A 26,186-nucleotide genomic window follows, 5' to 3' on the forward strand; every position below is an offset into this window, starting at 1 on the left:
GGCACGGCCTGGCCGGTTGGGGACCGTTCAGCCCCTCGGCTCGCGCCACATCGGCCACATGGTCGGGCCGTCCGGGAGGTCCAGCGCGCGGCCGGTGAACTCGAAGCCGAGCCGCTCGTACAGGACACGGCTGCGGGCGTTGCTCGCCTCCAGGTAGGCGGGCAGCCCCTCACGGTCACAGCGGTCGAGGACGTGCGCGATGAGCGCGGTGCCCAGCCCCTCGCCCTGGCGCTCCGGTGCCACGCCGATCATCCACAGGTAGGCGTGGGCGCGGTCCGAGGGGTGGATCGCCGCCGTCAGCCGACCGACCGTCTCGACGCGTTCGTTCGCCGGTTCGACCGCCTCGCGCACCTGGGCGGGGCCGTCGTCCTCGGCGTGCTCGTCCTCCCCTCCGGCCGGTACGTCCAGCCACAGCGCACACGCGGCACCGTCCTCGGTGAGGTCGACACGGCCCTCGGCGAACACGATGTCGGTGAACGCGCCCATGAGGCGCGGGTGGAACGTGCGGCGCTGCTCCGCACCGGGGAACACCCAGGTGCTCACCGGGTCGTCCTGGAAGGACTCGTCCAGCAGCCGGACGACCAGCTCACGATCGCCCTCGCCCGCCGCCCGGATCGCCACGCCCATGTTCTGTCCCCTTCGCTCAATCACCGTCGAACGTACGCCAGTTGAGCCTATCGGGAGGGGCTTCGGACACGGCCGCGCGGGCTGGGCCCACCCGCGGCGACGAGGACGGGCCCCGCACACCGTGGGGATGTGCGGGACCCGCCGGACCGGGGCCACCGACGACCGCGCGGGGTCAGGAACCTCGCGGCCCGGCGCCCCGGGTCTTGATCAGCCGACACCGACCGGTCCTCACCGGCCGCCACGACCACGAACACGATCGTCCGCCGTCCGTGCCGGGCCGCCGGCTCAGTTGCTGCGGCGGGTCACGAATTCCGCCAGGGCCAGCAGGCCACCCGCCTCCTCCGGGTCGGGGACGGCGCGGGACAGTTCGTCCATCGCGCGGGCCATGCGGTCGGCCGCCTGGCCCTGTGCCCAGTCGCGGCCACCGGCCCGCTCGACGGCCAGGGTGGTGCGCTCCAGCTCGCCCTCCTCGTACGGCACCCCGTACAGCTCGGCGAGTTCGGCGGCCGCCGGGGTGCCGGAGGAGAGCGCGGCGACCACCGGCAGGGACTTCTTGCGGGCGGCGAGGTCCGCGCCGGCCGGCTTGCCGGTGCGGGTCGGGTCGCCCCATATGCCGATGACGTCATCGATGAGCTGGAAGGCGAGCCCGGCCTCACGGCCGAACGCGTCGAGGGCGTCCACCTCGTCGGCCGACGCGCCCGCGTACAGCGCGCCGAGGGCGCAGGCGCAGCCCAGCAGCGCCCCTGTCTTGGCCTCCGCCATGGCGAGCGCCTCGTCGAGGGTGACCTCGGCGGGTGGGCGCCGCTCCAGGGCGGTGTCCGCGTGCTGGCCCGCGCACAGCTCGACGACGCAGTCCGCGAGCCGGGCGGCGGCCGCCGAGGACGCCGGGTGCGGGTCCTCGGCCAGCAGTCTGAGCGCGAGCGCCTGGAGGGCGTCACCGGCGAGGATCGCGCCGGCCTCGCCGAACACGGTCCACGCGGTGGCCCGGTGCCGACGAGTGGTGTCGCGGTCCATCACGTCGTCGTGCAGCAGCGTGAAGTTGTGGACCAGTTCCACCGCCGTGGCCGCCCGTACGGCGGTCGACCGGGCCGTCGGTCCACCGAGCGCCGCGGCCGCGGTCAGGACGAGCGCGGGGCGGATGGCCTTGCCCGCGTGCCCGGCCGCCGGAGTGCCGTCGGCGTGCTCCCAGCCGAAGTGATACAGCGCGATCCGCCGCATCGAGCCGGGCAGCGAGTCGACCGCGGCGCGCAGTTCGGGGTCGACCGACGCCCGGGCGCGCTCGAGAATCACCGCTGCCTCGTGCCCGTCGGGCGGACCGGCCCGGTTGTCCTTCTGGGACCCGATGGGCCTCCGCCTTTCGAGCGTCTCGGTGCCCCCGGCCACCGGCGGCTGGGTCAGGTCCGTCAGGGACTCGGCCATGAGGTCCCCCTCGGCTGAGCCGCGGTCACCGCCAGCGGCCGATCTCGACGTTCTCCAGGACGCCGAGCGCGTCCGGCACGAGCACCGCGGCCGAGTAGTAGGCCGTCACCAGGTACTTGATGATCGCCTGCTCGTTGATGCCCATGAACCGCACGGACAGGCTCGGCTCGATCTCGTCGGGGATGCCGGCCTGACGCAGGCCGATGACGCCCTGGTCCTCCTCGCCGAGACGCATGGCGATGATGGAGCTGGTCCGGGCCTCGGTGACCGGGATCTTGTTGCACGGGTAGATCGGGACGCCGCGCCAGGTGGGGATGCGGTTGCCGCCCACGTCGATGGTCTCGGGGACGAGCCCGCGCTTGTTGAGCTCGCGGCCGAAGGCGGAGATCGCCCGCGGATGGGCGAGGAACAGCTTCGTCCCGCGCCGCCTGCTGAGCAGTTCGTCCATGTCGTCGGGGCTGGGCACGCCGTCGTGCGGCTGGATCCGCTGGTCGTACTCGCAGTTGTTGAGCAGACCGAACTCCCGGTTGTTGATGAGTTCGTGCTCCTGGCGCTCCTTCAGCGCCTCGACCGTCAGCCGCAGCTGCTGCTCGGTCTGGTTCATGGGCTGGTTGTAGAGGTCGGCCACGCGCGAGTGGATGCGCAGCACGGTCTGGGCGATGCTCAGTTCGTACTCGCGCGGCCGGGCGTCGTAGTCCACGAACGTGTGCGGGATGTCGGGCTCGCCGGAGTGCCCCGCGGCGAGGTCGACCTCCTTCTCGCCGTACTTGTTGGTGCGCTGCTCGGGGATGGCCCGCAGCCGTTGGAGGTGCTCGCGCAGGGTGTCGGCGCGCTCCGCGACCTGGTCGACGTCCTGACGGGAGAGGATCAGCACCGTGCAGGCGGTGTCCGCCCGGGCGGTGTACTCCCAGATGGCTTCGGGGTCGAGCAGGGCCTGGTCGCCGAAGTAGCCGCCGTCGGCGAGCACTCCCAGGACCGCGTCGTCGCCGTAGGGCCCGGTGCCGATCTTCTCGACCCTGCCGTGCGCGAGCAGGTACACCTCCTCGGTCTGGCTGCCGAAGGAGGCGATCACCTCGCCGGGGGCGAACTCCCGCTGCCGGCAGCGCTGAGCGAGCTCCGACAGCACCTCCTCGTCCTCGTAGGCGCGCAGGGCGGGCAGTTCGCCCAGTTCCGCGGGGATGACCTCGACGCGGTCGCCGGTCTTGACGAACGTGATGCGGCCGTCCCCGACGGCGTAGGTCAGGCGCCGGTTCACCCGGTACGTGCCGCCCTGCACGTTCACCCAGGGCAGCACCCGCAGCAGCCAGCGGGAGCTGATCTCCTGCATCTGCGGTGCGGACTTGGTGGTGGTGGCCAGGTTCCGCGCTGCCGCCGTGCCGAGGCTCTGCTGCGGCTTGCCCTGATCCGTGCGGACCTCTTCGCCTACCGACATAGAGAAATGCCCTCCAAAGGAATGCACCGGCGCCGATCTGCGCCGGGCACTGATCTCGCGAGCAAGCCTTCCATCACGGAACGTGGCGGTGCTATTACCCGAAAGAGCGGGAATGGATCATCGGTCGACGGGGCAGAGAGGGGGCTTCACCCGGCCCTCACCCACTCAAGTGCGAGATTTCCGACTTGTCCTGATCCGCTCGCACACCGTGCGAATGATGGTGACTCGGAACGTCCGGTTTCGGTAGAAGCATGCGGTACGAGGCGGCCGCGACCGGCGGCCGTCCGCAGCGCGAAGGAGGGGGTCATGGCCCTTCCCATGTCCGCGGGCACGTTCCTGGAGGCCTTGAGAGCCGAGGGGCTCGAGGTCGTCGAAGTCGGTGACTGGCGGCACCACAACCGCAACCACAAGGGGCCCTGGGGCCCTGTCCACGGCGTGATGATCCACCATTCGGTGACCGAGGGCACCGCGCGGACCGTGCGGATCTGCCGGGACGGCCGCGACGACCTGCCGGGGCCGCTGTGCCACGGTGTCATTGCCAAGGACGGCACGGTCCACCTCGTCGGCTACGGGCGGGCCAACCACGCGGGTTCCGGGGACGACGACGTGCTGCGCGCGGTCATCTCCGAGGAGGCGCTGCCCCCGGACAACGAGAAGAACTCCGACGGCAACCGGCACTTCTACGGCTTCGAGTGCGAGAACCTCGGCGACGGCGAGGACCCCTGGCCCGCGGTCCAGCTGGAGGCCATCGGGCGGGCCGCCGCGGCCATCTGCCGGCACCACGGCTGGTCCGAACGGTCGGTCATCGGGCACCTGGAGTGGCGACCGGGCAAGGTCGACCCGCTCGGGTTCACGATGGCGTCGATGCGGGAGCGGGTGCGCGACCGCCTGAAGTGAGCGTCGCCCGAAACCCCCGGGGAACCGGCCGGGGGCGCGGGCGACAATGGTGCCGTGAGCAGCCACGACGTCACCGACCTCGCAGCCCTGCGCCCCCGGCTGCCCTCGCCCCTGGTGGAGGTCGAGGACGAGCGGTTCGACCGGCGCGGCGTCCGGCTGCTCCTCAAGCGCGACGACCTCGTCCACCCGGAGCTGATCGGCAACAAGTGGCGCAAGCTCGCGCCCAACCTGGCCGTCGCAGCGGGGCGGCCGGTCCTCACCTTTGGTGGCGCGTACTCCAACCACCTGCGCGCCACCGCCGCCGCTGGCCGCCTGCTGGGCCTGCGCACCGTGGGCGTGGTCCGGGGTCAGGAGCTGGCCGACCGCCCCCTGAACCCGTCCCTGGCCCGCTGCGCGGCCGACGGCATGCGGCTGCACTTCGTCGACCGGGCGACGTACCGCCGCAAGACCGAGTCCGACACCCTCACGGCGATCCTCCGCGCGACCGGCGCCGAGGACGCGTACGTCGTCCCCGAGGGCGGCAGCAACGAGACCGCCGTCCGGGGCTGCCGTGCCCTCGGCGAGGAGCTGCGCGGGCACGCCGACGTCGTGGCCGTCGCGTGCGGCACCGGCGGAACGCTCGCCGGTCTGGCCGCCGGGCTCGCCCCCGGTCAGCGCGCGCTCGGCATACCCGTCCTCAGGGGCGGCTTCCTGACCGCCGACACCGAGGCCCTCCAGATACGGGCCTTCGGCTCCCTCCGCGGCGACTGGACCCTCGACGACCGCTTCCACTGCGGTGGCTACGCCCGCACCACCCCCGAACTGCACGCCTTCGCCGACGACTTCGAAGAGCGGCACGGCCTGCCCGTCGAGCGTCTCTATGTCGCCAAATTGCTCTACGGACTTGTCACCCTCACGGGGGAGGGCGCCTTCCCCCGGGGAACCACGCTCGCGGCGATCGTCACGGGGCGGCCCGAGAGCTGAGAGGCGGCCCGAGAGCTGAGAAGGACGCCCTACGTCGCCTCCCGATAGGCGGCCGCCTCCTCCAGGTCGAGCCTGCGCAGCAGCGTCCGCAGCATCTCGTCGTCGATGTAGCGGGCGTCGCGCAGCCGGACGAACACCTCGCGCTCGGTGCTGATCATCTCGCCGGCGAGCCGCCGGTAGGTGTCGTCGACGGTTTCGCCGGTGATGGGGTTGACCTGCCCCAGTCGCTCCCAGACGGCGTTGCGGCGCCGCTCCAGGACGCTGCGCAGCCGGTCGGCGAGAGGCGGCGGCAGGGCGTTGCGCTCGTCGGACAGGAGGGCGTCCAGTCGCTCCTCGGCGCGCCGGGACGCCTGTGCCTGGGCGTTGGCCTCGGCGAGCGTCGCCTGCTGAGGGTCGGGCTCGGGGAACTTCAGCAGCCGGATCAGCGGGGGCAGCGTGAGGCCCTGTACGACGAGTGTGCCGATGACGGTCGTGAAGGTCAGGAACAGGATGAGGTTGCGCTGCGGGAAGGGGGCGTCGCCGTGGTCCACGGTGATCGGGATGGAGAAGGCGATGGCGAGGGAGACGACCCCGCGCATCCCGGCCCAGGCGATGACGATCGGGCCCCGCCAGGTCGGGTTGTCCTCGCGTTCCCGGATCCGCGCGGACATGAGGCGCGGCAGGAACGTCGCCGGATACACCCACAGGAACCGGCCCGCCACGATCACGAGGAAGACCGCGATCGCGTACCAGGCGGCGTCGACACCCTCGTACTCGCCGAGGCCCCTCAGGACGACCTGCAGTTGCAGTCCGATCAGCGCGAAGACCGCCGACTCCAGCACGAAGGCGACCATCTTCCACACCGCCTCCTCCTGGAGGCGGGTGGCGAAGTCGACCTCCCACGCGCGGTGGCCCAGGTAGAGGGCCACGACGACCACGGCGAGGACGCCGGAGGCGTGGAACTGCTCGGCGGTCGAGTACGCGACGAACGGGATCAGCAGGGAGAGGGTGTTCTGCAGCAACGGCTCCTTCAGGTGTGTGCGCAGCCAGTGGAGCGGTGCCATCAGGACCAGGCCGACCCCGACGCCGCCGACCGCCGCGAGCAGGAACTCGCCGACGCCGCCGGCCCAGGTCACGCCCTCGCCGACCACCGCGGCGAGGGCCACCTTGTAGGCGGTGATCGCGGTGGCGTCGTTCAGCAGGGACTCGCCCTGGAGGATCGTGGTGATCCTCGACGGCAGTCCGACCCGGCGTGCCACCGCGGTGGCCGCGACCGCGTCCGGCGGCGCCACCACCGCGCCCAGCACCAGCGCCGCCGTGAGCGGCAGCCCGGGCACGATCACATAGGCGGCCCAGCCGACGAAGAAGGTCGCGAAGAGGACGTACCCGACCGACAGCAGTGCCACCGGCCGCAGCTGGGCCCGCAGGTCCAGGTAGGAGCTGTCGGTGGCCGAGGTGTACAGCAGCGGCGGCAGCAGGAGGGGCAGGACGACGTCGGGATCGAGGGTGTAGTCGGGCACCCCCGGGAGGTACGACGCCGCGAGGCCCACCGCGACCAGCAGCAGCGGTGCGGGCACCGGAGTGCGCCGGGCGGCCGCCGCGATCACGGCGCTGCCCGCCACCAGCAACAGCAGTGGCATCACGTCCATGTCCGGCCCGCCCTCGTTTTTCCGCGCGGTTGCCCGCACGCCCGTCGTAATCTGGCAATCATGAAACAGTGCACGCACGCCGACGCGCTGCCGCACCCCGAGCCCGAACCGCTCAGCGAGACGTGCCCGGAGTGCCTGGCCGACGGTACCCACCCGGTACAACTGCGGAAGTGTCTGGTCTGTGGTTACGTCGGTTGCTGCGACACCTCACCGGGGCGGCACGCCACGGAGCACTTCAAAGGCTCCGACCACCCCGTGATGAGGACCTTCGAACCCGGCGAGAACTGGCGTTGGTGCTTCGTGGACCATGTACTCGTATGACGCCGGGACGCCCTCGGGCCCGGACGGTTCGACCGTCTGACGTCTGGGTACGTCAATCCGGCGCGCGCTCTTCCCATTTGGGCCCGCAGAACCTCTAGCCACTGTGTGTATTCATGTGTTTACTATGAGTGACAGCAAGGGGTTGGGGTCCTGCGGACAGGAAAGTTCCGAGCGCGGTAGCGTCACCGCTGAACCACACTTCGCGTTACCCCGGGGGGCGACCCTCGGCCCCGAAAAGCTTGTACCACCATGGAGGTGAGGGTGTCCCAGATCGCAGGCGAGCCCGCGACCCAGGACTTCGTGGAAGTCCGGCTGCCGGCTGCGGGTGCCTACCTGTCGGTGCTGCGGACGGCCACGGCCGGCCTCGCGGCCCGTTTGGACTTCACCCTGGACGAGATCGAGGACCTGCGCATCGCGGTCGACGAGGCCTGCGCGATCCTGCTCCAGCAGGCCGTCCCCGGCTCCGTGCTGAGCTGCGTCTTCCGACTGGTCGACGACTCGCTGGAGGTCACCGTCTCGGCGCCGACCACCGACGGTCACGCCCCCTCGCGGGACACGTTCGCCTGGACGGTGCTGTCCGCGCTCGCGGGCAAGGTCTCCTCCGCCGTGGACGAGGACAAAACCGTGTCGATCAGCCTCTACAAACAGCGCGGCGCGGGACCCGGGCCGGCGTGAGGAACGGGGACGGGCCGGTGCGGGACGAAGAGCGCGGCACACGGGAGCTCCCGGCCGAGCAGGCTCCGGGTGGTTCCCGACGCATGGCGGACGGCATCGACGGCATCCCCGAACAGGCCCGGCCGCATCCGGAGGAGGACTCCGCGGAGGCCGGCTTCCCGGACGACGACCGGCAGTGGGATCGGGAAGGTGCCGTGCGCAGCGCGCCTCGGGAGCAGCCGATCGGGAGCTCCCACGTCCATGGAGGCGCCCCCGCTCGAGCGAAGCCGGCGGTGGGGGACGAGGCGAGAGCTCGGGGAAGGGCGACGGGCGGGACGATGAGCGAGCACGAGCGAGACGACGACCATCAGACGCGGGCCGTGGAGGCCACGCGCCACGAGCCCCACGACCGCAGCGGGGCGCGGGCGATGTTCGTCGAGCTGCGCGGACTCCAGGACGGCAGCCCCGAGTACGCGGAGCTGCGCAACAAGCTGGTCCGCATGCACCTGCCGCTCGTGGAGCACCTCGCGCGCCGGTTCCGCAACCGCGGTGAGCCGCTGGACGACCTCACCCAGGTCGCCACGATCGGTCTGATCAAGTCGGTCGACCGCTTCGACCCGGACCGCGGCGTGGAGTTCTCGACGTACGCGACCCCGACGGTCGTCGGCGAGATCAAGCGGCACTTCCGCGACAAGGGCTGGGCGGTGCGCGTCCCACGCAGGCTGCAGGAGCTGCGCCTGGCGCTCACGACGGCGACGGCCGAGCTGTCGCAGCTGCACGGCCGCTCCCCCACGGTCCATGAACTCGCCGAGAAGCTGTCGATCTCGGAGGAGGAGGTCCTGGAGGGCCTGGAGTCCGCCAACGCGTACTCCACGCTGTCCCTGGACGTGCCCGACACCGACGACGAGTCGCCGGCGGTCGCGGACACCCTGGGCGCGGAGGACGAGGCGCTGGAGGGCGTCGAGTACCGGGAGAGCCTCAAGCCGCTCCTGGAGGACCTGCCGCCGCGCGAGAAGCGGATCCTGCTGCTGCGGTTCTTCGGCAACATGACCCAGTCGCAGATCGCGCAGGAGGTCGGCATCTCACAGATGCACGTCTCCCGGCTGCTGGCACGGACGCTGGCCCAGCTGCGGGAGAAGCTCCTCGTGGAGGAGTGAACGGCGCGAGTGACGGCGCGGAAGCGAGGGCTACTTCTGCGCGTTGCCGGGCCCGCGGATCCCGAGGGCCCGGGTCGTCTCGCCGTTGACGAGCAGGACGAGCGCCGTGACGGCGACGGCCGCCAGCGCGATGCCCGCCGGGATCGCGATGCTGTCGGCCTGGAGCAGGTTGTAGGCCACCGGCAGCGCCATGATCTGCGTGATGACGGCGGGCCCCCGGCTCCAGCTGCGCCGGGCGAGCAGTCCGCGGGCGGCGAGCAGCGGCAGCAGCGCGAGGACGACCAGCGTCACCCCACCGGTGACGGCCTGCTGCCGGTCGTCAGGGTCCCCCGTGAGCCCGAGGACGAGGATCCAGACCCCGCCGACCACCAGCGCGAGACCCTCCGCCGCGGCGAGCAGGGCGGCATACGTCAGCCGCCGCGGACGCGGACCCTCGGTTCCGGGGCTGCCTTCCGGGGCGCTTGCGGGGCTGCTGGAGATCTGCTCACTGCTCACCCTTGAAGGGTAGCCCGCACACCGCGCGCACCCGTGTCGAGGCTCACGCGGGGATCTCTTACCAGATCCCCACCTCGCCCTGTGCCCGGTACCACCCAGTAGGTACGCTGCCATGCATGCGTGCACTTCTCGTGGTCAATCCGGCGGCTACCACCACAAGCGCACGTACGCGCGATGTCCTGATCCACGCGCTGGCGAGCGAGATGAAGCTCGACGCGGTCACCACCGAGTACCGCGGCCACGCGCGCGACCTGGGCCGACAGGCCGCCGAGAGCTCGGACGTCGACCTGGTGGTGGCCCTCGGCGGTGACGGCACCGTCAACGAGGTCGTCAACGGCCTGTTGCACGCCGGCCCCGACCCGGACCGCCTGCCCGGCTTCGCCGTGGTCCCCGGCGGCTCCACCAACGTCTTCGCCCGCGCCCTGGGTCTGCCCAACCACCCGGTGGAGGCCACCGGCGCCCTGCTGGACGCCCTGCGTGAGGGCAGCGAGCGTACGGTCGGTCTCGGGCTGACCTCGGGCACGCCGGGCACCGAGGACGAGGCGGTCCCGTCACGCTGGTTCACCTTCAACGCGGGGCTCGGCTTCGACGCGGGTGTGGTGGGCCGGGTGGAACAGCACCGCGAACGCGGCAAGAAATCCACACACGCTCTTTACGTCCGCCAGGCCGTTCGCCAACTCCTGGGGGAGCCGCACCGCCGGCACGGGACGATCACGCTGGAGCGGCCGGACGGCGACCCGGTGACCGATTTGGTGTTGTCCATAATCTGCAACACGTCTCCGTGGACCTATCTGGGCAATCGCCCGGTGTACGCGTCACCTAAGGCCTCGTTCGATACCGGCCTCGATCTCTTCGGTCTCAGCCGTCTGTCCACCGCCTCGGTTGCCCGGTATGGCACCCAGTTGCTCACTTCGTCCCCCGAGCGCGGACCCCGTGGAAAGCACGCCGTCTCCCTGCACGATCTGAGCGAGTTCACCTTGCATTCGAAGGCCCCGCTGCCCCTCCAGATGGACGGCGACCACCTCGGGCTGCGAACGAGCGTGACGTTCACAGGCGTACGCCGTGCACTGCGTGTGATTGTGTGAGCAGAACTGGCTAAACTCCTTTCACTCGAACGTTTAGGCCAGGATCCACCCCATGGAAGTACGGCTGTGACCTAGTCGACACCGAGGAATCAAAAAAAACTTTCCAGAAGGGGTTGTATCCGCCGCTGAGGTTTGCGAGTCTCTACGTGGCGATCGGGACGGCCCGCAACACCAGCCTCCACTGATCACCAGAACCCCTCCACGAATCACAGGACCACACCAGGGAACCTGGCAGTCGGCCCTTCACTTGTTGAGGGATTCGTGAAAGCGTTCACATTCACAAGCAACCTGCACGTAATCAAGGAGAGGTAGCAGCCATGGACTGGCGTCACAACGCCGTTTGCCGCGAGGAAGACCCCGAGCTCTTCTTCCCCATCGGCAACACCGGTCCTGCGCTGCTGCAGATCGAGGAAGCCAAGGCCGTCTGCCGTCGCTGCCCGGTGATCGAGCAGTGTCTGCAGTGGGCGCTCGAGTCCGGCCAGGACTCCGGCGTCTGGGGTGGTCTCAGCGAGGACGAGCGCCGCGCCATGAAGCGCCGCGCCGCCCGCAACCGGGCCCGTCAGGCCTCCGCCTGACACACCCACCCCTGCTGACAGCCTGAGCTTGGCGGCGCGTACACCGCGTACGCTTCTCCCGCCCCCGAGCCGCAGCGCGCAGTACCCCCGATGCGCAGCACACGCTGGCAACGAGCTGTTGAGCCCCGGCCCCCTGAACGGGCCGGGGCTCTTTGCTGTCCAAAAGCCGCTCGGCTGTTGCGAAGCTCCGGCTGTTCGGAAGTCCCCTCGCCGGCCCGCTACTTCTGCGCCTGCACCGGGACGTCCAGGATGACCCGGGTGCCCCGCTCCGGTGCCGGGACCATGTCGAAGGTGCCGCCCAACTCGCCCTCCACCAGCGTCCGTACGATCTGAAGGCCCAGGTTGCCGGAGGTGTGCGGGTCGAAGCCCTCGGGCAGGCCGACGCCGTCGTCCTGGACGGTGACCAGGAGGCGGGCCTCCTTCGTCGTACCGCCGCGGACCGCCGAGACCTCGACGGTGCCGGTGTCGCCCTCGCGGAAGCCGTGCTCCAGGGCGTTCTGGAGGATCTCCGTCAGGACCATCGACAGCGGGGTGGCCACCTCCGCGTCCAGGATGCCGAAGCGGCCGCTGCGCCGGCCGGCGACCTTGCCCGGGGAGATCTCGGCGACCATCGCGAGGACGCGGTCGGCGATCTCGTCGAACTCCACGCGCTCGTCGAGGTTCTGGGAGAGCGTCTCGTGCACGATCGCAATCGAGCCCACTCGCCGGACGGCCTCCTCGAGGGCCTCGCGGCCGCGCTCGGAGTCGATGCGCCGGGCCTGGAGACGCAGCAGGGCCGCGACCGTCTGGAGGTTGTTCTTCACCCGGTGGTGGATCTCCCGGATGGTCGCGTCCTTGGTGATCAACTCGCGCTCACGCCGCCGCAGTTCGGTGACGTCACGGAGCAGCACCAGCGAACCGATGCGGATCCCCTTGGGTTTGAGCGGGATCGCCCGGAACTGGATGACCCCGTCGTTGGCCTCGATCTCGAACTCGCGCGGCGCCCAACCGCTGGCGACCTTGGACAGCGCCTCGTCCACCGGGCCCCGGGTCGGGGCCAGTTCGGCGGTGGTCCGGCCCAGGTGCTGGCCGACCAGGTCGGAGGCGAGGCCCATGCGGTGGTAGGCGGACAGCGCGTTCGGGGAGGCGTACTGGACGAGGCCGTCCGCGTCCAGGCGGATCAGACCGTCGCCGACGCGGGGCGCGGCGTCCATGTCCATCTGCTGGTCGGGGAAGGGGAAGGAGCCCGCCGCGATCATCTGCGCGAGGTCGGACGCGCTCTGGAGGTAGGTCAGCTCCAGGCGGCTCGGGGTGCGCACGGTGAGGAGGTTGGTGTTGCGGGCGATCACACCGAGGACGCAGCCGTCACGTCGTACGGGGATCGACTCGACCCGCACCGGAACCTCCTCGCGCCACTCGGGGTCGCCCTCGCGCACGATCCGGCCCTCGTCGAGCGCGGCGTCCAGCATGGGGCGGCGGCCGCGCGGGACGAGGTGGCCGACCATGTCGTCCTGGTAGGAGGTGGGGCCGGTGTTGGGCCGCATCTGGGCGACGGAGACATAGCGGGTGCCGTCGCGCGTGGGGACCCACAGGACGAGGTCGGCGAAGGAGAGGTCGGAGAGCAGCTGCCACTCCGAGACCAGCAGGTGGAGCCACTCGAGATCGGAGTCGTCGAGGGCGGTGTGCTGGCGTACGAGTTCGTTCATGGAGGGCACGTGTGCGAGCGTACCTGGCGGTACGGACAAGGTTCGCGACCAGTGACGGGGCCTGAGAACACCCGCGGGCCGCGGCGCCTGGGAGGGACCCTCAACCCTCCCGGCACCGCAGCCCGGAGCAACATCGGCCGCGGGGTGTGCGGTCCCGTCCGGCCGAAGGATGAGGAACCGGGGCAGTCAGGGCAGAGAGCTCCGGATCCTCGGTCCGCCTTCCTGTGCGGGGAAGACGGAGGTCTGCGTTGTTCTCGCTGTGCACTTCTCCCACGCAATTGTGGACTAGACCACTGGGCGTGTCCATGCGTTGGAGCCTGTTTGTTGTTGGCGCTTTCCCCGGGCGGACCACACCGGCGGGGTGCCCTTACATCCACCACGCAGCCTAACGCTTGTGGGTTCATGTGCGGGGCCGGATGCCATGGCAATTTAATCCGCCTCTGCTAGATTGGTCTAAACCACATAGCCGCATTCGGCCCCCTCAGCTCCTACAGATCTCTCCAGAACGGCAGGCCCAGCGTGGAAGTTGTCATCGTTCCGGACGCGAAGTCGGGCGGCGAGCTCATCGCCGAGGCCATGGCGGGGCTGTTGCGGCGCAAACCCGACGCGCTGCTCGGTGTGGCCACCGGCTCCACCCCGTTGCCCATCTACCGGGCGCTGGTGGCCAAGGTGCGCTCCGGCGCCGTGGACACCTCCCGCGCGCGGATAGCCCAGCTCGACGAGTACGTGGGGCTGCCGGCCGACCACCCGGAGTCGTACCGCTCGGTGCTGCGGCGCGAGGTGCTGGAGCCGCTGGGCATCGGCATGGGCGCCTTCCTGGGGCCGGACGGCACGGCCAAGGACGTGCAGGCGGCGAGCGAGGCGTACGACAGGGCGCTGGCCGAGGCCGGCGGGGTGGACCTCCAGCTGCTCGGGATCGGGACCGACGGGCACATCGGGTTCAACGAGCCGTGCTCGTCGCTCGCCTCGCGCACCCGGATCAAGACGCTGACCGAGCAGACCCGGATCGACAACGCCCGCTTCTTCGACGGCGACATCGAGCAGGTCCCGCACCACGTCATCACCCAGGGCATCGGCACGATCCTGGAGGCGCGCCACCTGGTGCTGCTCGCCACGGGCGAGGGCAAGGCCGACGCGGTCGCGGCGACCGTCGAGGGGCCGGTCGCGGCGGTCTGCCCCGCCTCCGCGCTCCAGCTGCACCCGCACGCGACGGTCGTGGTCGACGAGGCCGCCGCCTCCAAGCTGAAGCTCGCGGACTACTTCCGGCACACTTACGCCAACAAGCCGGACTGGCAGGGGATCTAAGGCCCGACACGGACCGACGTGGGCCGACGCGGCCCCACGCGCGAAAGCGCCGGGCTCCCTCGGGGAACCCGGCGCCTTCCTGCAACTCTTGATCCGGCGTTTTTCCTGCTCCGGCTCCGATCTTGCTCCGCCCTACTCCCCTCCTCCTACTCCGGGCCACTCCCCCCGTCCCGGTCCCCCGTGATGACCTCGGCTGCCGCTCGGCCGCAGACGCGGGCGGCGCCGTGGGTGGCGATGTGGAGGGCGCCGCGAGGGGGTGCCTGAGGGAGGCCCATCTCGACGACGACGGTCTCGGGGCGGGCCGTGAGGAGGGTGTCGAGGGCCTTCGTCATCCAGGGGTGGCGGTGCTCGTCGCGGACGACGGCGACGATCCGCCGCTCCCCGGCCGCCGCGAGCGCCGAGGTCGCGGCGTCCTCTCCGGCGAAGCTGCCGGTCCGCGTGCCGGGCAGCCGGCGGGCGAGTTCCGCGGCGACGCCCCAGGGGGTCTCGTCACCGACGGCGAAATTGGCGACGGGCGTGAGGGCCACCACGTAGGGCGCCTCGGTGAGCGGGCTGAAGTGCTCCGCACCGGTCAGGCGCAGGGCGCGGCGGGCGGCGACGAGGCCCACGTCGGGCCGGCCCCCGACGCCATCCTCGGGGGCCGCCGTCGTCGCCCAGCGGGCCAGGGCCCGTACGCGTTCCGCCGCGTCGGCGAGGCGTTCCTCGGGGAGTTCCCCGGCGCGCACCGCCGTGACGAGGGCGTCCCGCAGGCGTCGTACGGTCTCGTCGTCGGCCAGGCCGCCGCCCACGCAGATCGCGTCGGCGCCGGCCGCGACGGCGAGGACGCTGCCGCGTTCGATGCCGTAGGTGCCGGCGATGGCCTGCATCTCCATGCCGTCGGTGACGATCAGGCCCCGGTAGCCGAGTTCGCCGCGGAGCAGGGTGGTGAGGATGCCGCGGGACAACGTTGCCGGGCGGTCGGGGTCCAGGGCGGGGACCAGGATGTGGGCGCTCATGATGGCGCGCGTCCCGGCGGCGATCGCGGCGCGGAACGGGGCCAGCTCGCGTTCCGCGAGGACCCCGGGGTCGACGTCGATGCGGGGGAGGGCGTGGTGGGAGTCCACGGCGGTGTCGCCGTGGCCGGGGAAGTGCTTGGTGCAGGCGGCGACGCCGGCGGACTGCAGACCCGTGACGTAGGCCGCGGTGTGGCGGGCGACGAGGGTCGTGTCGGCGCCGAAGGAGCGGACTCCGATGACCGGGTTGGCGGCGTTGGAGTTCACGTCGGCGGACGGGGCCCAGTTGAGGTTGACCCCGCAGGCGGCGAGCCGGCGGCCCAGCTCGGCGGCGACCTCCAGGGTGAGGGTGACGTCGTCCACCGCGCCGAGGGCGTGGTTGCCGGGGAAGCTGGAGCCGGTGCGGACCTCGAGGCGGGTGACGTCGCCGCCCTCCTCGTCGATCGCGACGAGCACGTCGTCGCGTTCGGCGCGCAGCTGGGCGGTGAGGGCGGCCAGTTGCTCGGGCGAGGTGATGTTGCGGCCGAACAGGCCGACGGAGGCGAGCCCTTCACCGAGGCGGCGCAGCAGCCAGTCGGGGGCGGTGGTGCCGGTGAAGCCGGGCTGGAGGACGGTGAGGGCGTCCCGGGTCAGGGTGTCGGTGCCGTGGGCGGTTGTCGTCACGGGTGGTGTCATCCCTTCACGGCGCCCGCGGTCAGACCCGCGGCCATCTTGCGCTGGACGAGGAGGAACAGGACCACGATCGGCACGGCCATCATCGTGGAGCCGGCCATCATCGGGGCGTACTCCGTGCCGTGCTTGGTGGTGAAGTTGCCGAGCCAGACGGTCGCGGTCTGGTGCTTCTGGCTGAGGAGCATGAGGGCGTACAGGTACTCGTTCCAGGCCTGGATGAAACCGTAGACGGAGGTGGCGACCATGCCGGGGGCGAGGAGGGGGAAGACGACCCGGACGAAGGCGCCGGTGCGGGAGCAGCCGTCGACCATCGCGGCCTCCTCCAGCTCCTTGGGGATGTTGACGATGAAGCCGCGCAGGGTCCACACCGTGAAGGGAAGGATGAAGGTCAGGTAGGTGATGATCAGGCCGGTGAGCTTGTCGTACTGCTCCAGGTCGTTGAGGAGCAGGAAGACCGGGATGATCATGGCGACCAACGGGACCATCTGGACCGCGAGGATGCCCACGATCACGATCTTGCGGCCGCGGAAGGCGAACCGGGAGATGGCGAGCGCGGCCAGCATGCCGACCACGATGCCGATCGCCACCACCGCGAGGGAGACGACCAGGCTGCGGCCGACCGGGCCCCAGAAGTCGGCGATGGCGAGCGCGCGGCGGAAGTTGGCCAGGGTGAGGCTGGTGGGCAGGAGGCTCGGGTCCGGGTCGATCGCGTCCTTGGCCGGTTTGAACGCCGTGTTGAGCATCCAGTAGACGGGGAAGCCGGCGGTGGCGAAGACGAGGAGGCCCAGGAGGTTCCAGCCGGCTTTGGACCTGCGGCGCGCAGGAGGGGTGAGCGCACTCATTCGACCTCTCCGATCTTCAGCATCTGACGCATGTAGACGGCGACCACACCGAGCAGCAGCACCACGGTGATGAGGGCGATCGCCGAGCCCTGCGCGTAGTCGTTGACCACGAAGGCGCGGTCGTAGGAGTAGGTGGTGAGGAGCTGGAACTCGGCCTCGGGGTGGCCGTTGCGCATCACGAAGACCTGCGGGAAGACGCCCATGTCCCAGATGACCGACAGGGTCGTGAGCATCACGACGATCGGCTTGAGGACGGGCAGGGTGACGTACCGGAAGACGCCCCACGAGCCCGCGCCGTCCAGCCGGGCGGCCTCCTCCAACTCGGCGGGGACCTGGGTGAGACCGGCGCTCAGGGTGATCACCACGAAGGGCACCGCCCCCCACACCACCAGGAGCATGATCACGGCCAGGCCCTGCGGCCCGCTCGCGAACCAGTTGTGGCCGATCAGCTCGACGCCCGGCAGCTTGCTGAGCAGGGCGTTGAGGATGCCGTAGTCGGCGTCGAAGAGCCACTTGAAGACGGTGGTGGCGACGATGATCGGCATGCCCCAGCTGGCCACCAGCGCGATGTTGACCAGGGTCTTCACCCAGCCGGAGACCCGCTGGAGCAGCAGCGCGATCAGCATGCCTGCGACCATCGTGAAGATCACGCAGCCGGCGGCGAAGACGATCGTGCGGACGACGACCTGCCAGAACTCCCCGTCGCCGAGCACGTTCGTGAAGTTGTCGAACCCGACCGACTCCGCGGGCTGGAAGCCCCACAGCTGGGACTGCCCGAACTTCTGGAACGACAGGGTGACCAGGCGGACCATCGGATAGCCCATGACGAGGGCGAGGATCAGCAGACAGGGCGCGAGCAGGAGCCAGGGGACGGCGGCACCGGAGCGCCGTCTTCCGGGTGGCTGCTTCACGACGGCCGGTGGTGGCGGTGGTGCCTGCCGCGCTTGCGGCACCTTGGCAGGGGTGGTGGTGTCTGCGGCACTCATGGCGCGCTCCTCAGCGGTCCCTCGTCGTACAGGAAATCAAGCTCGGTAGCTGTACGAAGTGGTACGGTTACGGTGTGCTGGCGAGAACCAAGCTGGCGCAGCAACGTCCTTGCAGGCTTTGCGCATCCGGGCTGGTTCCAACCCGGCTGGTGCTGATCGTGTGAGACCCGGTCGCTCGGTGAGCGACCGGGCAACGTGAGCCAGGGATTCACCGCCCCGAGTGGCGGTGAAGGGTTCAATTGGTGTTGATGACCTTGTCAATCGCGGCGTCGGCCTCCTTGGCCGCCGCCGCGACGGTCTCCTTGCCGGTGCCGATGTTCTGCAGCATGGTCTGCAGGATCTGGGCCTTCTCGACCTGGCCCCAGCCGGGCGCCATCGGGACGAACCAGTTGGACTCGGCCGCGGTGGCCGGGACCGCGGTCGCGGGGTCGTTCTTCAGGGGCGCGAGGTCGATCTTGTTGTTGGGCAGGTTGCCCTTGGCGATCAGGCCCTTCTGGCCGGAGGGCCCGGTGAAGGCGTTGATCCACTCGGCGGCGAGGGCCTGCGCGTCGGACTTCACCGGGATGGCGAGGTCGGAGCCGCCCAGGAAGACGGGGAGGTTCTTGCCGGACGGGCCGGGCATCACGAAGTTCTCGAGGTTGCCCTTGAGCTTGCCGGACTTGTCGTTGTCGGGGAGTTCGGAGGTCGCGCCCTCCCAGGCGGCACCGAAGATCATGCCGGACTTGCCCTGGCCGTAGACGATGTAGCGGTCGGACTCGTCCTTGGTCTTGTCGCCGTGCATGTACTTGTCGACGACGTTCTTGAACTCCTTCAGGCCCTTGACGGACTCGGGCGAGGAGAGGTTGGCCTTCCACTGGCCGCCCGAATCGACCGCGATCGAGCCGCCGGCGTCGTAGACGAAGGACATGGCCGCGTACCAGTCGCGGGTGGGCTGGTACCAGGCGCTGAACTTGTTGCCTTCCTTCTTCTGGACCTTGTCCAGGGCGGCGGTCAGTTCCTTGTACGTCTTCGGGGTGGACTTGACGCCGACGGAGGCGAAGATGTCCTTGCGCCAGTTGCCGACCCGGCCGCCCGCGTAGTACGGCACGCCGTAGGTCTTGCCGTCGTAGGTGACGGAGGTCTTGAGGCCGTCCAGCCACTGGTCGGAGTTGGTGAACTTCGCCGGGTCGACCGGGGCGAAGGCGCCCTTGACCATGTAGCTCAGCATCTCGCTGTTGCCCATCTCGACCACGTCGGGGACCTTGTCGGTGGCGAGGACCGCGTCGAGCTTGGCGTTCTTGTCGGGCCAGCCGTAGTACTCGTGGTTGATCTTGACGCCGGGGTGCTTCTTCTGCACCGCCGCGTCGGCGGCCTTCACCAGGTCCGGCCAGTTGTTCTGGGCGTCGACGGTGAGCCAGACGGTCAGTTCCTTCGCGTCCGCGCCCTTGTCCGAGCCCCCGCTGCCCTTGTCGTCACCGCACGCCGCGATGGAGACCATCATGCCCGCGATACCGATCGCGGCTATCAGCTTGCGCTTCACGCCACCCTCCTCAGGGATGCCACATCCCCCGCCCACGGGCCGGGACCTGGACCAATGGTGTAGACCAGTGCGCAGAGCTTGGCTCAGACCAATAAGCCTGTCAAGGGTGGCCGAACCCCCTCCGACCAGCCGTTATGCGACCTACATATGCAGGAACCTTTAAGTAAGAAACCGTCGAAAACATGGACACCGGAGAAGGGATCCCGGTAGACCACTTGCCCTGGTGGACTAGACCAGCGAAGGCTGCGGCGGTATACAGAACAGATCACGCAAGCGGCGGGCCGGCACCGCCGCACACGTGCCACGATGTGACCCGCATCCGGAGCCGGGAAGGCAGGCCATGAGCACCGACGTCAGCAGTGCGGAGAACGAGGCTGGGGCGACCGTCCGTACCGCGCGTGTGCCCAAGTACTACCGCCTGAAGAGGCACCTGCTCGACATGACGGAGACCCAGGCGCCCGGTACGCCGGTCCCGCCCGAGCGGACTCTCGCGGCCGAGTTCGACACCTCCCGCACCACCGTCCGCCAGGCACTCCAGGAACTGGTCGTCGAGGGCCGCCTGGAGCGCATCCAGGGCAAGGGCACGTTCGTCGCGAAGCCGAAGGTCTCGCAGGCCCTGCAACTCACCTCGTACACCGAGGACATGCGCGCCCAGGGCCTCGAACCCACCTCGCAACTCCTCGACATCGGCTACATCACGGCCGACGACACCCTGGCCGACCTCCTCGACATCACCGCGGGCGGCCGCGTCCTGCGCATCGAGCGACTGCGCATGGCCAACGGCGAGCCGATGGCCATCGAGACCACCCACCTGTCCGCCAAGCGCTTCCCGGCGCTGCGCAGGTCGCTGGTCAAGTACACGTCCCTCTACACGGCGTTGGCGGAGGTCTACGACGTCCACCTCGCGGAGGCCGAGGAGACCATCGAGACGTCCCTGGCCACCCCGCGCGAGGCCGGTCTGCTCGGCACGGACGTGGGCCTGCCGATGCTGATGCTCTCCCGGCACTCGCTGGACAAGGAGGGGCAGCCGGTGGAGTGGGTGCGGTCGGTGTACCGGGGCGACCGCTACAAGTTCGTCGCGCGACTCAAGCGGCCCACCGAGTAGGCAGGTCCGAGCCCCCGTATCCGCAGCTCAACGGCAACGTTTGGGGACCGATATGCGGACGGGGGCTTTCGCTGTCGGGACGCCGTCACCTAGATTTCCTGCGCATTACAGGTGATCAGTGAGGGGACGGAGTCACAATGTCAGAAGCCCCGGAAGTGAGCCGAGGGCCGGTGGTGACGCCCGCGCGCGTCGTCATCGCCCTCTGCCTCCTCGCGCCCTTCGTGGCGATGCTGTGGGTGGGCTCGTACGCCAAGACAGACCCCGCCTTCATCGGCATCCCGTTCTTCTACTGGTACCAGATGCTGTGGGTGCTGCTCTCCACGGTGCTGACCATGATCGCGTACAAGCTGTGGCAGCGTGACCAGCGCGCCCGCGCGACGGAGAAGGGCGGTGCGTCGAAGTGAACGACGGCGTCAACGGCGTCGCGCTCGGCGTCTTCATCTTCTTCTTCCTGGCCGTCACGGTCATGGGCTTCCTGGCCTCGCGCTGGCGCAGGGCCGAGAACGAGCACAGCCTCGACGAATGGGGCCTGGGCGGACGGTCGTTCGGCACCTGGATCACCTGGTTCCTGCTCGGCGGCGACCTGTACACGGCGTACACCTTCGTCGCCGTACCGGCGGCGATCTACGCGGCGGGCGCGGCCGGCTTCTTCGCGGTGCCCTACACGATCCTCGTGTACCCGCTGATCTTCACCTTCCTGCCCCGCCTGTGGTCGGTCTCCCACAAGCACGGGTACGTGACGACGTCCGACTTCGTCCGCGGCCGCTGGGGCTCGAAGGGCCTGTCCCTCGCGGTGGCGCTGACCGGCATCCTCGCGACCATGCCGTACATCGCGCTCCAACTGGTCGGCATCCAGGCGGTGCTGGACGTCATGGGCGTCGGCGGCGGCGAGGACACCAACTGGTTCGTCAAGGACCTCCCGCTGCTGATCGCGTTCGGCGTGCTTGCGGCGTACACCTACTCCTCGGGCCTGCGGGCCCCGGCGATGATCGCGTTCGTGAAGGACACGCTGATCTACATCGTCATCGCCGTGGCGATCATCTACATCCCGATCAAGCTCGGCGGCTTCGACGACATCTTCGCCAAGGCGGGCGAGGCGTTCAGCCAGACCAACCCCGCGACCGGCAAGCCGCGCGGCGCCCTGGCACCGGCCGAGGCCGGCCAGTGGACGTACGCCACACTGGCGTTGGGCTCGGCACTGGCCCTGTTCATGTACCCGCACTCGATCACGGCGACGCTGTCCTCGCGCAGCCGTGAGGTGATCCGGCGCAACACCACGATCCTGCCCCTGTACTCGCTGATGCTGGGCCTGCTCGCCCTGCTGGGCTTCATGGCCATCGCGGCCGGCGTCAAGGTGACCAACGGTCAGCTGGCGATCCCGCAGCTGTTCGAGAACATGTTCCCGGACTGGTTCGCGGGCGTGGCCTTCGCGGCGATCGGCATCGGCGCGCTCGTCCCGGCGGCCATCATGTCGATCGCGGCCGCGAACCTCTTCACCCGCAACATCTACAAGGACTTCATCAAGCCGGACGCCACGCCCAAGGAGGAGACCCGCGTCTCCAAGCTCGTCTCACTCCTGGTGAAGGTCGGCGCCCTGGTCTTCGTCCTCACCATGGACAAGACGGTCGCCATCAACTTCCAGCTCCTCGGCGGCATCTGGATCCTGCAGACCTTCCCGGCCCTCGTCGGCGGCCTCTTCACCCGCTGGTTCCACCGCTGGGCCCTCCTCGCCGGCTGGGCCGTCGGCATGGTCTACGGCACGGTCGCCGCGTACGGCGTCGCCTCCCCGACGCAGAAGCACTTCGGCGGCTCGGCGAAGGAGATCCCCGGCATCGGCGAGATCGGCTACATCGGCTTCACGGCGTTCGTCCTGAACGTCGCGGTGACCGTGGTCCTGACCTTCGTCCTGAAGGCCCTCAAGGCCCCCGAGGGCATCGACGAGACGAGCCCGGAGGACTACACGGCGGACGCGGGCGACCCGGGCGTCCAGGTGGAACTGCCGCCGGCCACCGCGGGCAGCTCCCACTGAAACCCGCCCCACAGGGGCGCGGGAACGCACGAACCACCAGCAGCGGGCCGCCGAGAGCAGGACCAACGGCGGCCCGCCTGCCTGTCCCCCACCGTCGCTACGAACGCGTACGCCGGGCCATCGCGTCCCAGAACCGGTCCAGTTCCCGCACCCGCATGCTGACCCACGGCGGCGTCTTCCTCCGCAGCCCCCGGGGAAAGCACCGCCGCACCCGCCCGGGCAGCAGTGCCTGCTGCTGCCGGCAGAACGGCTCGCGTATCTCGTCCCGGGGCACACTCCCGCGCGGCGGATACGGGCACAGCTTGAACTTGCAGTCGGGCAGGCAGTTCGAACCCGGCGCGGGCGGAACGGCGGTACCGGCCGGCCTGCCGGGTTCCAGCGGCTCGCGCTTGGTACGGATGCACGGCGGGAGCGACAGGCCGGGCTGCTCCACGCGGGCCATCCGGTCCTCGACCTCGTCGGGATTGCCGTCCCGTTCGACGAGGTTGAGCAGGACCAGCACATCGGCGACGAGTCGCTGGGCGCGCCCGTCCAGGGTGCTCCAGCCGACCGAGGGCGGGATCCACAGGTTGTGCCGACGGGACCCGTCGAGCTGGCCCACCCGGGAGCCGATGTTGTCGGCCACGCCCTTCTCGTCGATCCAGAGGAAGCGTTCGGGCTGCCCGGTCTCCAGGGCGAGGGCCACCAGGTCTCCCGCCTCGCTGACGAAGGGGTGCAGACGCCGCCGGGGCGAGGCCCCGTTCTCGCCGTCCTCGCCGTTCCCGCTGAGCTGACCCGGCGGCCTGTTGACCGTGCCGGCCGTCGACAGCCAGCGCCGGACGGTGTCCACGGCGGTCGTGCCGCCGATCCTCCTGGACGGCCGTGCCGACGGGTCGCCGTCGCCCTGCCCAGGGGGGAGGCCGACGGTGTCCGGGAGCTCCCACAGGCACAGCGCGTGGAGCAGGCTGAGCTGCGCGTACCAGCAGCGGGACCGTTGCAGGAACGTCTCGGCCTGCCGGATCAGGTCGGCGCGGCTGCCCTGGTCCGTGTGCGGGTGGGTCCGGCGCCGGTTCGCCGCGAACTTGAAGCCCTTGGCCAGCGCCGCCTCCAGGGGGAGCGGCAGATCGGCGCTGCCGGCGTGGGCCGGGTCGAGGTGGCGCAGCCACTTGGCGAGGCGCTCCTGGGCCTCGTCGCGGTGGGCCTCGTCGACGGAGCCCAGCAGCATGGGGAGGATCCAGGCCCGCATCACGAAGTTCCGGAGCAGGCGGACCCGTTCACCCCGGTACTCCGCGTTGATTTCGCGCAGCTCGGCCTGCTGCCGCTGGGTGCGGTCGGACGACGCGGCCCCGGCGGGCGCGCCGGCGTTTTTCTCCTGCGTCGCCGCCATCTCCTCGGCCCAGGCCGCGTACCGCTGCCTCTTGCGGGCCTTCAGGGCGGTGACCGCGTCGTTGTACTCCTGCACGGGGTCGTTGTCGAGGCCGAACTGCTCGCGGATCACCGCGAACGCGGCGCTGCCTCCGCTGCCGCACTCCTGGGCGGTGGCCAGGCTGATGCCGTAGGAGGGTTCCTCGACTCCGAGGACGAAGAGCCGCCAGTACAGCCCGGTGGTGTCGATCCGGTCGGAGACTCTCCGCAGCGCCGCGCCGAGCTGCTTGACCAGGGCCAGCTTCGCGTCGTCGAGGGTACGCCGGTCCCCCTTGATTCCGGACCAGCAGTCGTGCACGGCGGCGACGACGGTCTTGAGCCGTTCCGGAGACTCCTCCACGCTCTCGACCTCCAGTGCGGCCGCGTACAGGTCCAGGACCTTCGGGTCGTCCGTGCGGCGGCTCGCGGCGGCGCAGAGCCGATGGGTCAGGGTGCGCCCGTACACGGGTGCCTGCCGCACCAGTTCCTGGAGCTCCTTCTTCGCCTCGGCCCGGACGCCACCGCCGCGGGCCGTGGTCTTCGCCGCCGAGCTACGGGACAGGAACACCAGGGCCACGAGCAGCTCACGGCTGGGGCCGGGCGGTTGCAGCGCCTCGTCGACCAGCTCCCCGGCGTCCCGCTCGCCCAGCTCGTCCAGGACGCGGAAGCCGAAGTACGCCTGCATGATGCTGTGGGGGAAGCGGACCTTCCGCTCCAGGCCCTCCAGCAGCCTGAGCTTGTCGGCGTTGGCCGCGAAACGGGCCAGGACGGCCTGGCACTGGTCGGTGCTTCCCTCGCTCAGCCGTCGGCTCTCGTCGGCACTGAGCCGGGCGCAGAGAGTGTCCCAGATCCGCTTGCGATGCCACTCGGAGAAGACGGTGCCGCGCTTGCCGTACTGGTCGAAGCCGCGTGCGCTGGTCCACAGGTGTTCGGCCCGGGTCCGTGCGCGTCGCAGCGGGCCGGGGTGCACGTCCTCGCCGAGCAACTCGGCGAAGCCGACCTCCAGGCTGTCCTTGAGCAGGCCGATGCAGGCCAGGGCGGACACCACTTCGACGGTGTCGCCGCGCTCCTGCCGGCTCAGGACCACGTCCTGCCGCAGCCGGCTTTCGCACAGGGCGCGTTCCCACCGCTCCAGCAGTTGCAGCCGCAGCGCGCTGCGGTCCCGGCCGGAGATGTCCAGGTGCTCGGAGTCGTCGTGGCGCAGCAGGTCGTTGCTGTGCAGTTCGCGCACGATCTGCAGGTAGACGGGTGATTCGGTGACCTCCGCCGTCTCGACGACGGCGTCCAGGTACTGCTCCTCCCGGCCCGAGGCGCGGGCCTCGACGAAGTGCAGTGCCTCCTCCTCGCTCAACGGCTCCAGCTCCACGATCGCGGCGGCCGTGCTCTCCAGGGGGCTGTGCGGCCGGGAGGCGATGACCAGGGGCAGCTTCTCGCGGTGGGCGCGCTCGATGGCCCGGCGGATGATGTTGTCCCGGTTCTGCTGGAGGCTGTCGGCGAGGAGCGCCTCCTCCAGTCCGTCGGCGATCACGACCGGTTTGTCGTCGGCGAGCAGCTGCTGCCAGACCCGGTCGTTCTTGGTGCGCGCGAGGGTCCCCTGGGGTGTCTCCTCGGCGAAGCGCAGCTTGGCCATCCGCTCGAAGTTGAGGTCGGGGTCGTCGGCCGCGTCCCGCAGCCGGATCGGCACGGGCACCGCGCGCTGCCGGGCGAGCAGTTCCGTGAGGCGGACGAGGACGGCGGTCTTGCCCACTCCGACGCCGCCCACGAGCAGATAGGGCCGCCGGGTGTCGCGGTCCCGCAGCCGTTCGGCGATGACCTCGGCGACCTCGTCGCGGCCCACGATGTCGCCCGTGTCCTGGCCAACGGTGAGCACCAGCCGGCCGGGTCTCCTGCTGGCCTTGGCGAGGTAACGCCGCTTGGTCCAGGCGTACCAGCAGAACAGGAAGAGCGCGGCGGCGATGGAGGCGGTCAGTACGGGGCCGACGAACTGGAACAGGGCGTCCAACCCCCCGCTCTTGCGCAGGTGCTCGAAGCCGGTCGACTTCCCTGTGATCAGGATGGACAGGCCCTCCCCGCACCAGGCCAGGAGGGCGAGCACGGCGACGGCCCAGACGAACCTGGTCGCGTTGGCGTAGGAGAACCATCTCCGCCATTTCTTGGGCCGGGTGGCACCGCGTCGCGCCTCCAGACGGATGGTCAGGGTGTGCCAACGGCCCACGAGGACGCTCCGCACCCGGCTGCCCGCCCGTCTCAGGTCCAGCGTGGCCATCGGCGCGTTGCGCGGCCGTTCCTTGCCGGGCGGTCGACGGACGACACTCGTCATCGTGCGCTCCCTCCGAGTGCGTTCTCGGGGCGGAGGGCTCAGCGGGCACCGGCACCTACTTCCATGGAAGCACGTGCGGGCCGCCCCGCAACCGG

At 70.3% G+C, this 26,186-nt stretch carries 22 protein-coding genes; 11 read left to right on the forward strand and 11 right to left on the reverse strand.

The window, feature by feature from the left end:
• Window positions 1-27 precede the first annotated feature (27 nt).
• From ACGFNV_RS07810 to ACGFNV_RS07820, 3 genes are all read right to left on the reverse strand, one after another.
• On the reverse strand, window positions 28-627 hold the full coding sequence (locus tag ACGFNV_RS07810; RefSeq protein ID WP_393620322.1) for a GNAT family N-acetyltransferase: 600 nt from the start codon (window positions 625-627) through the stop codon (window positions 28-30).
• A gap of 285 nt (window positions 628-912) precedes the next feature.
• Window positions 913-2,046, reverse strand: a complete 1,134-nt coding sequence (locus tag ACGFNV_RS07815; protein ID WP_393620324.1) for a family 2 encapsulin nanocompartment cargo protein polyprenyl transferase — start codon at window positions 2,044-2,046, stop codon at window positions 913-915.
• A 25-nt stretch (window positions 2,047-2,071) separates the two neighbouring features.
• Window positions 2,072-3,478 carry a family 2B encapsulin nanocompartment shell protein gene (locus tag ACGFNV_RS07820; protein WP_393620325.1) on the reverse strand — a complete coding sequence of 469 codons (1,407 nt, stop codon included), beginning with the start codon at window positions 3,476-3,478 and terminating at the stop codon, window positions 2,072-2,074.
• A gap of 306 nt (window positions 3,479-3,784) precedes the next feature.
• Between ACGFNV_RS07820 and ACGFNV_RS07825 the strand changes: the two genes are divergently transcribed.
• The gene (locus ACGFNV_RS07825; RefSeq protein ID WP_393620326.1) at window positions 3,785-4,375 is read left to right on the forward strand and encodes an N-acetylmuramoyl-L-alanine amidase; all 591 of its coding nucleotides are present in this window, start codon (window positions 3,785-3,787) and stop codon (window positions 4,373-4,375) included.
• 54 nt (window positions 4,376-4,429) lie between these two features.
• Window positions 4,430-5,338 (forward strand): 1-aminocyclopropane-1-carboxylate deaminase/D-cysteine desulfhydrase, encoded by a 909-nt coding sequence (locus ACGFNV_RS07830; RefSeq protein ID WP_393620328.1) that lies wholly within the window; start codon window positions 4,430-4,432, stop codon window positions 5,336-5,338.
• Window positions 5,339-5,367: 29 nt separating this feature from the next.
• Here ACGFNV_RS07830 and ACGFNV_RS07835 read toward each other — a convergent pair whose 3' ends face one another.
• Window positions 5,368-6,966 carry a Na+/H+ antiporter gene (locus tag ACGFNV_RS07835; RefSeq protein WP_393620330.1) on the reverse strand — a complete coding sequence of 533 codons (1,599 nt, stop codon included), beginning with the start codon at window positions 6,964-6,966 and terminating at the stop codon, window positions 5,368-5,370.
• A gap of 60 nt (window positions 6,967-7,026) precedes the next feature.
• Here ACGFNV_RS07835 and ACGFNV_RS07840 point away from each other — a divergent pair, with 60 nt between their 5' ends.
• The 3 genes from ACGFNV_RS07840 (at window position 7,027) to ACGFNV_RS07850 (ending at window position 9,098) form a co-directional block, all read left to right on the forward strand.
• Window positions 7,027-7,287 carry a UBP-type zinc finger domain-containing protein gene (locus tag ACGFNV_RS07840; RefSeq protein ID WP_393620332.1) on the forward strand — a complete coding sequence of 87 codons (261 nt, stop codon included), beginning with the start codon at window positions 7,027-7,029 and terminating at the stop codon, window positions 7,285-7,287.
• A gap of 261 nt (window positions 7,288-7,548) precedes the next feature.
• Complete coding sequence (locus tag ACGFNV_RS07845) at window positions 7,549-7,962, forward strand: anti-sigma regulatory factor (protein ID WP_004925829.1); 414 nt, start codon at window positions 7,549-7,551, stop codon at window positions 7,960-7,962.
• 17 nt (window positions 7,963-7,979) lie between these two features.
• Window positions 7,980-9,098 (forward strand): RNA polymerase sigma factor SigF, encoded by a 1,119-nt coding sequence (locus tag ACGFNV_RS07850; RefSeq protein WP_393621451.1) that lies wholly within the window; start codon window positions 7,980-7,982, stop codon window positions 9,096-9,098.
• A gap of 30 nt (window positions 9,099-9,128) precedes the next feature.
• Here the strand turns inward: ACGFNV_RS07850 and ACGFNV_RS07855 are convergent, their stop codons facing one another.
• A complete protein-coding gene (locus ACGFNV_RS07855) occupies window positions 9,129-9,593 on the reverse strand; it encodes a hypothetical protein (RefSeq protein WP_393620334.1) in 465 nt (154 codons plus the stop codon).
• Between the two features lie 116 nt (window positions 9,594-9,709).
• On the opposite strand from ACGFNV_RS07855, the gene ACGFNV_RS07860 reads away from it, so the two are divergent.
• Complete coding sequence (locus ACGFNV_RS07860) at window positions 9,710-10,678, forward strand: diacylglycerol/lipid kinase family protein (RefSeq protein ID WP_393620336.1); 969 nt, start codon at window positions 9,710-9,712, stop codon at window positions 10,676-10,678.
• Between the two features lie 317 nt (window positions 10,679-10,995).
• Window positions 10,996-11,253: a WhiB family transcriptional regulator gene (locus tag ACGFNV_RS07865; protein ID WP_003992873.1), complete on the forward strand. Its 258-nt coding sequence runs from the start codon at window positions 10,996-10,998 to the stop codon at window positions 11,251-11,253.
• A gap of 218 nt (window positions 11,254-11,471) precedes the next feature.
• Here the strand turns inward: ACGFNV_RS07865 and ACGFNV_RS07870 are convergent, their stop codons facing one another.
• Window positions 11,472-12,947 carry a sensor histidine kinase gene (locus ACGFNV_RS07870; protein ID WP_393620338.1) on the reverse strand — a complete coding sequence of 492 codons (1,476 nt, stop codon included), beginning with the start codon at window positions 12,945-12,947 and terminating at the stop codon, window positions 11,472-11,474.
• A 510-nt stretch (window positions 12,948-13,457) separates the two neighbouring features.
• Between ACGFNV_RS07870 and nagB the strand changes: the two genes are divergently transcribed.
• On the forward strand, window positions 13,458-14,243 hold the full coding sequence (gene nagB / locus ACGFNV_RS07875) for a glucosamine-6-phosphate deaminase (protein WP_393620340.1): 786 nt from the start codon (window positions 13,458-13,460) through the stop codon (window positions 14,241-14,243).
• Window positions 14,244-14,389: 146 nt separating this feature from the next.
• On the opposite strand, the gene ACGFNV_RS07880 is transcribed toward nagB, so the two are convergent.
• From ACGFNV_RS07880 to ACGFNV_RS07895, 4 genes are all read right to left on the reverse strand, one after another.
• The gene (locus tag ACGFNV_RS07880) at window positions 14,390-15,898 is read right to left on the reverse strand and encodes a glycoside hydrolase family 3 protein (RefSeq protein ID WP_393620342.1); all 1,509 of its coding nucleotides are present in this window, start codon (window positions 15,896-15,898) and stop codon (window positions 14,390-14,392) included.
• Window positions 15,899-15,906: 8 nt separating this feature from the next.
• Window positions 15,907-16,749, reverse strand: a complete 843-nt coding sequence (locus ACGFNV_RS07885) for a carbohydrate ABC transporter permease (protein ID WP_393620344.1) — start codon at window positions 16,747-16,749, stop codon at window positions 15,907-15,909.
• Complete coding sequence (locus ACGFNV_RS07890) at window positions 16,746-17,735, reverse strand: carbohydrate ABC transporter permease (RefSeq protein ID WP_393620345.1); 990 nt, start codon at window positions 17,733-17,735, stop codon at window positions 16,746-16,748. The genes ACGFNV_RS07885 and ACGFNV_RS07890 overlap by 4 nt, the downstream gene beginning before the upstream one ends.
• Before the next feature lie 235 nt (window positions 17,736-17,970).
• Entirely contained in the window at window positions 17,971-19,254 is a 1,284-nt protein-coding gene (locus tag ACGFNV_RS07895) for an extracellular solute-binding protein (protein WP_393620347.1), read from the reverse strand.
• Window positions 19,255-19,594: 340 nt separating this feature from the next.
• On the opposite strand from ACGFNV_RS07895, the gene ACGFNV_RS07900 reads away from it, so the two are divergent.
• From ACGFNV_RS07900 to mctP, 3 genes are all read left to right on the forward strand, one after another.
• Complete coding sequence (locus ACGFNV_RS07900) at window positions 19,595-20,359, forward strand: GntR family transcriptional regulator (protein WP_393620348.1); 765 nt, start codon at window positions 19,595-19,597, stop codon at window positions 20,357-20,359.
• Between the two features lie 137 nt (window positions 20,360-20,496).
• On the forward strand, window positions 20,497-20,763 hold the full coding sequence (locus ACGFNV_RS07905; RefSeq protein ID WP_393620350.1) for a DUF3311 domain-containing protein: 267 nt from the start codon (window positions 20,497-20,499) through the stop codon (window positions 20,761-20,763).
• Entirely contained in the window at window positions 20,760-22,388 is a 1,629-nt protein-coding gene (gene mctP, locus ACGFNV_RS07910; protein WP_393620352.1) for a monocarboxylate uptake permease MctP, read from the forward strand. The genes ACGFNV_RS07905 and mctP overlap by 4 nt, the downstream gene beginning before the upstream one ends.
• A 97-nt stretch (window positions 22,389-22,485) precedes the next feature.
• On the opposite strand, the gene ACGFNV_RS07915 is transcribed toward mctP, so the two are convergent.
• The gene (locus tag ACGFNV_RS07915) at window positions 22,486-26,091 is read right to left on the reverse strand and encodes an NACHT domain-containing protein (RefSeq protein WP_393620353.1); all 3,606 of its coding nucleotides are present in this window, start codon (window positions 26,089-26,091) and stop codon (window positions 22,486-22,488) included.
• Window positions 26,092-26,186 lie beyond the last annotated feature (95 nt).

This window comes from Streptomyces sp. NPDC048751 (assembly GCF_043198595.1).
In the GTDB taxonomy this organism is placed as follows: Bacteria; Actinomycetota; Actinomycetes; order Streptomycetales; family Streptomycetaceae; genus Streptomyces.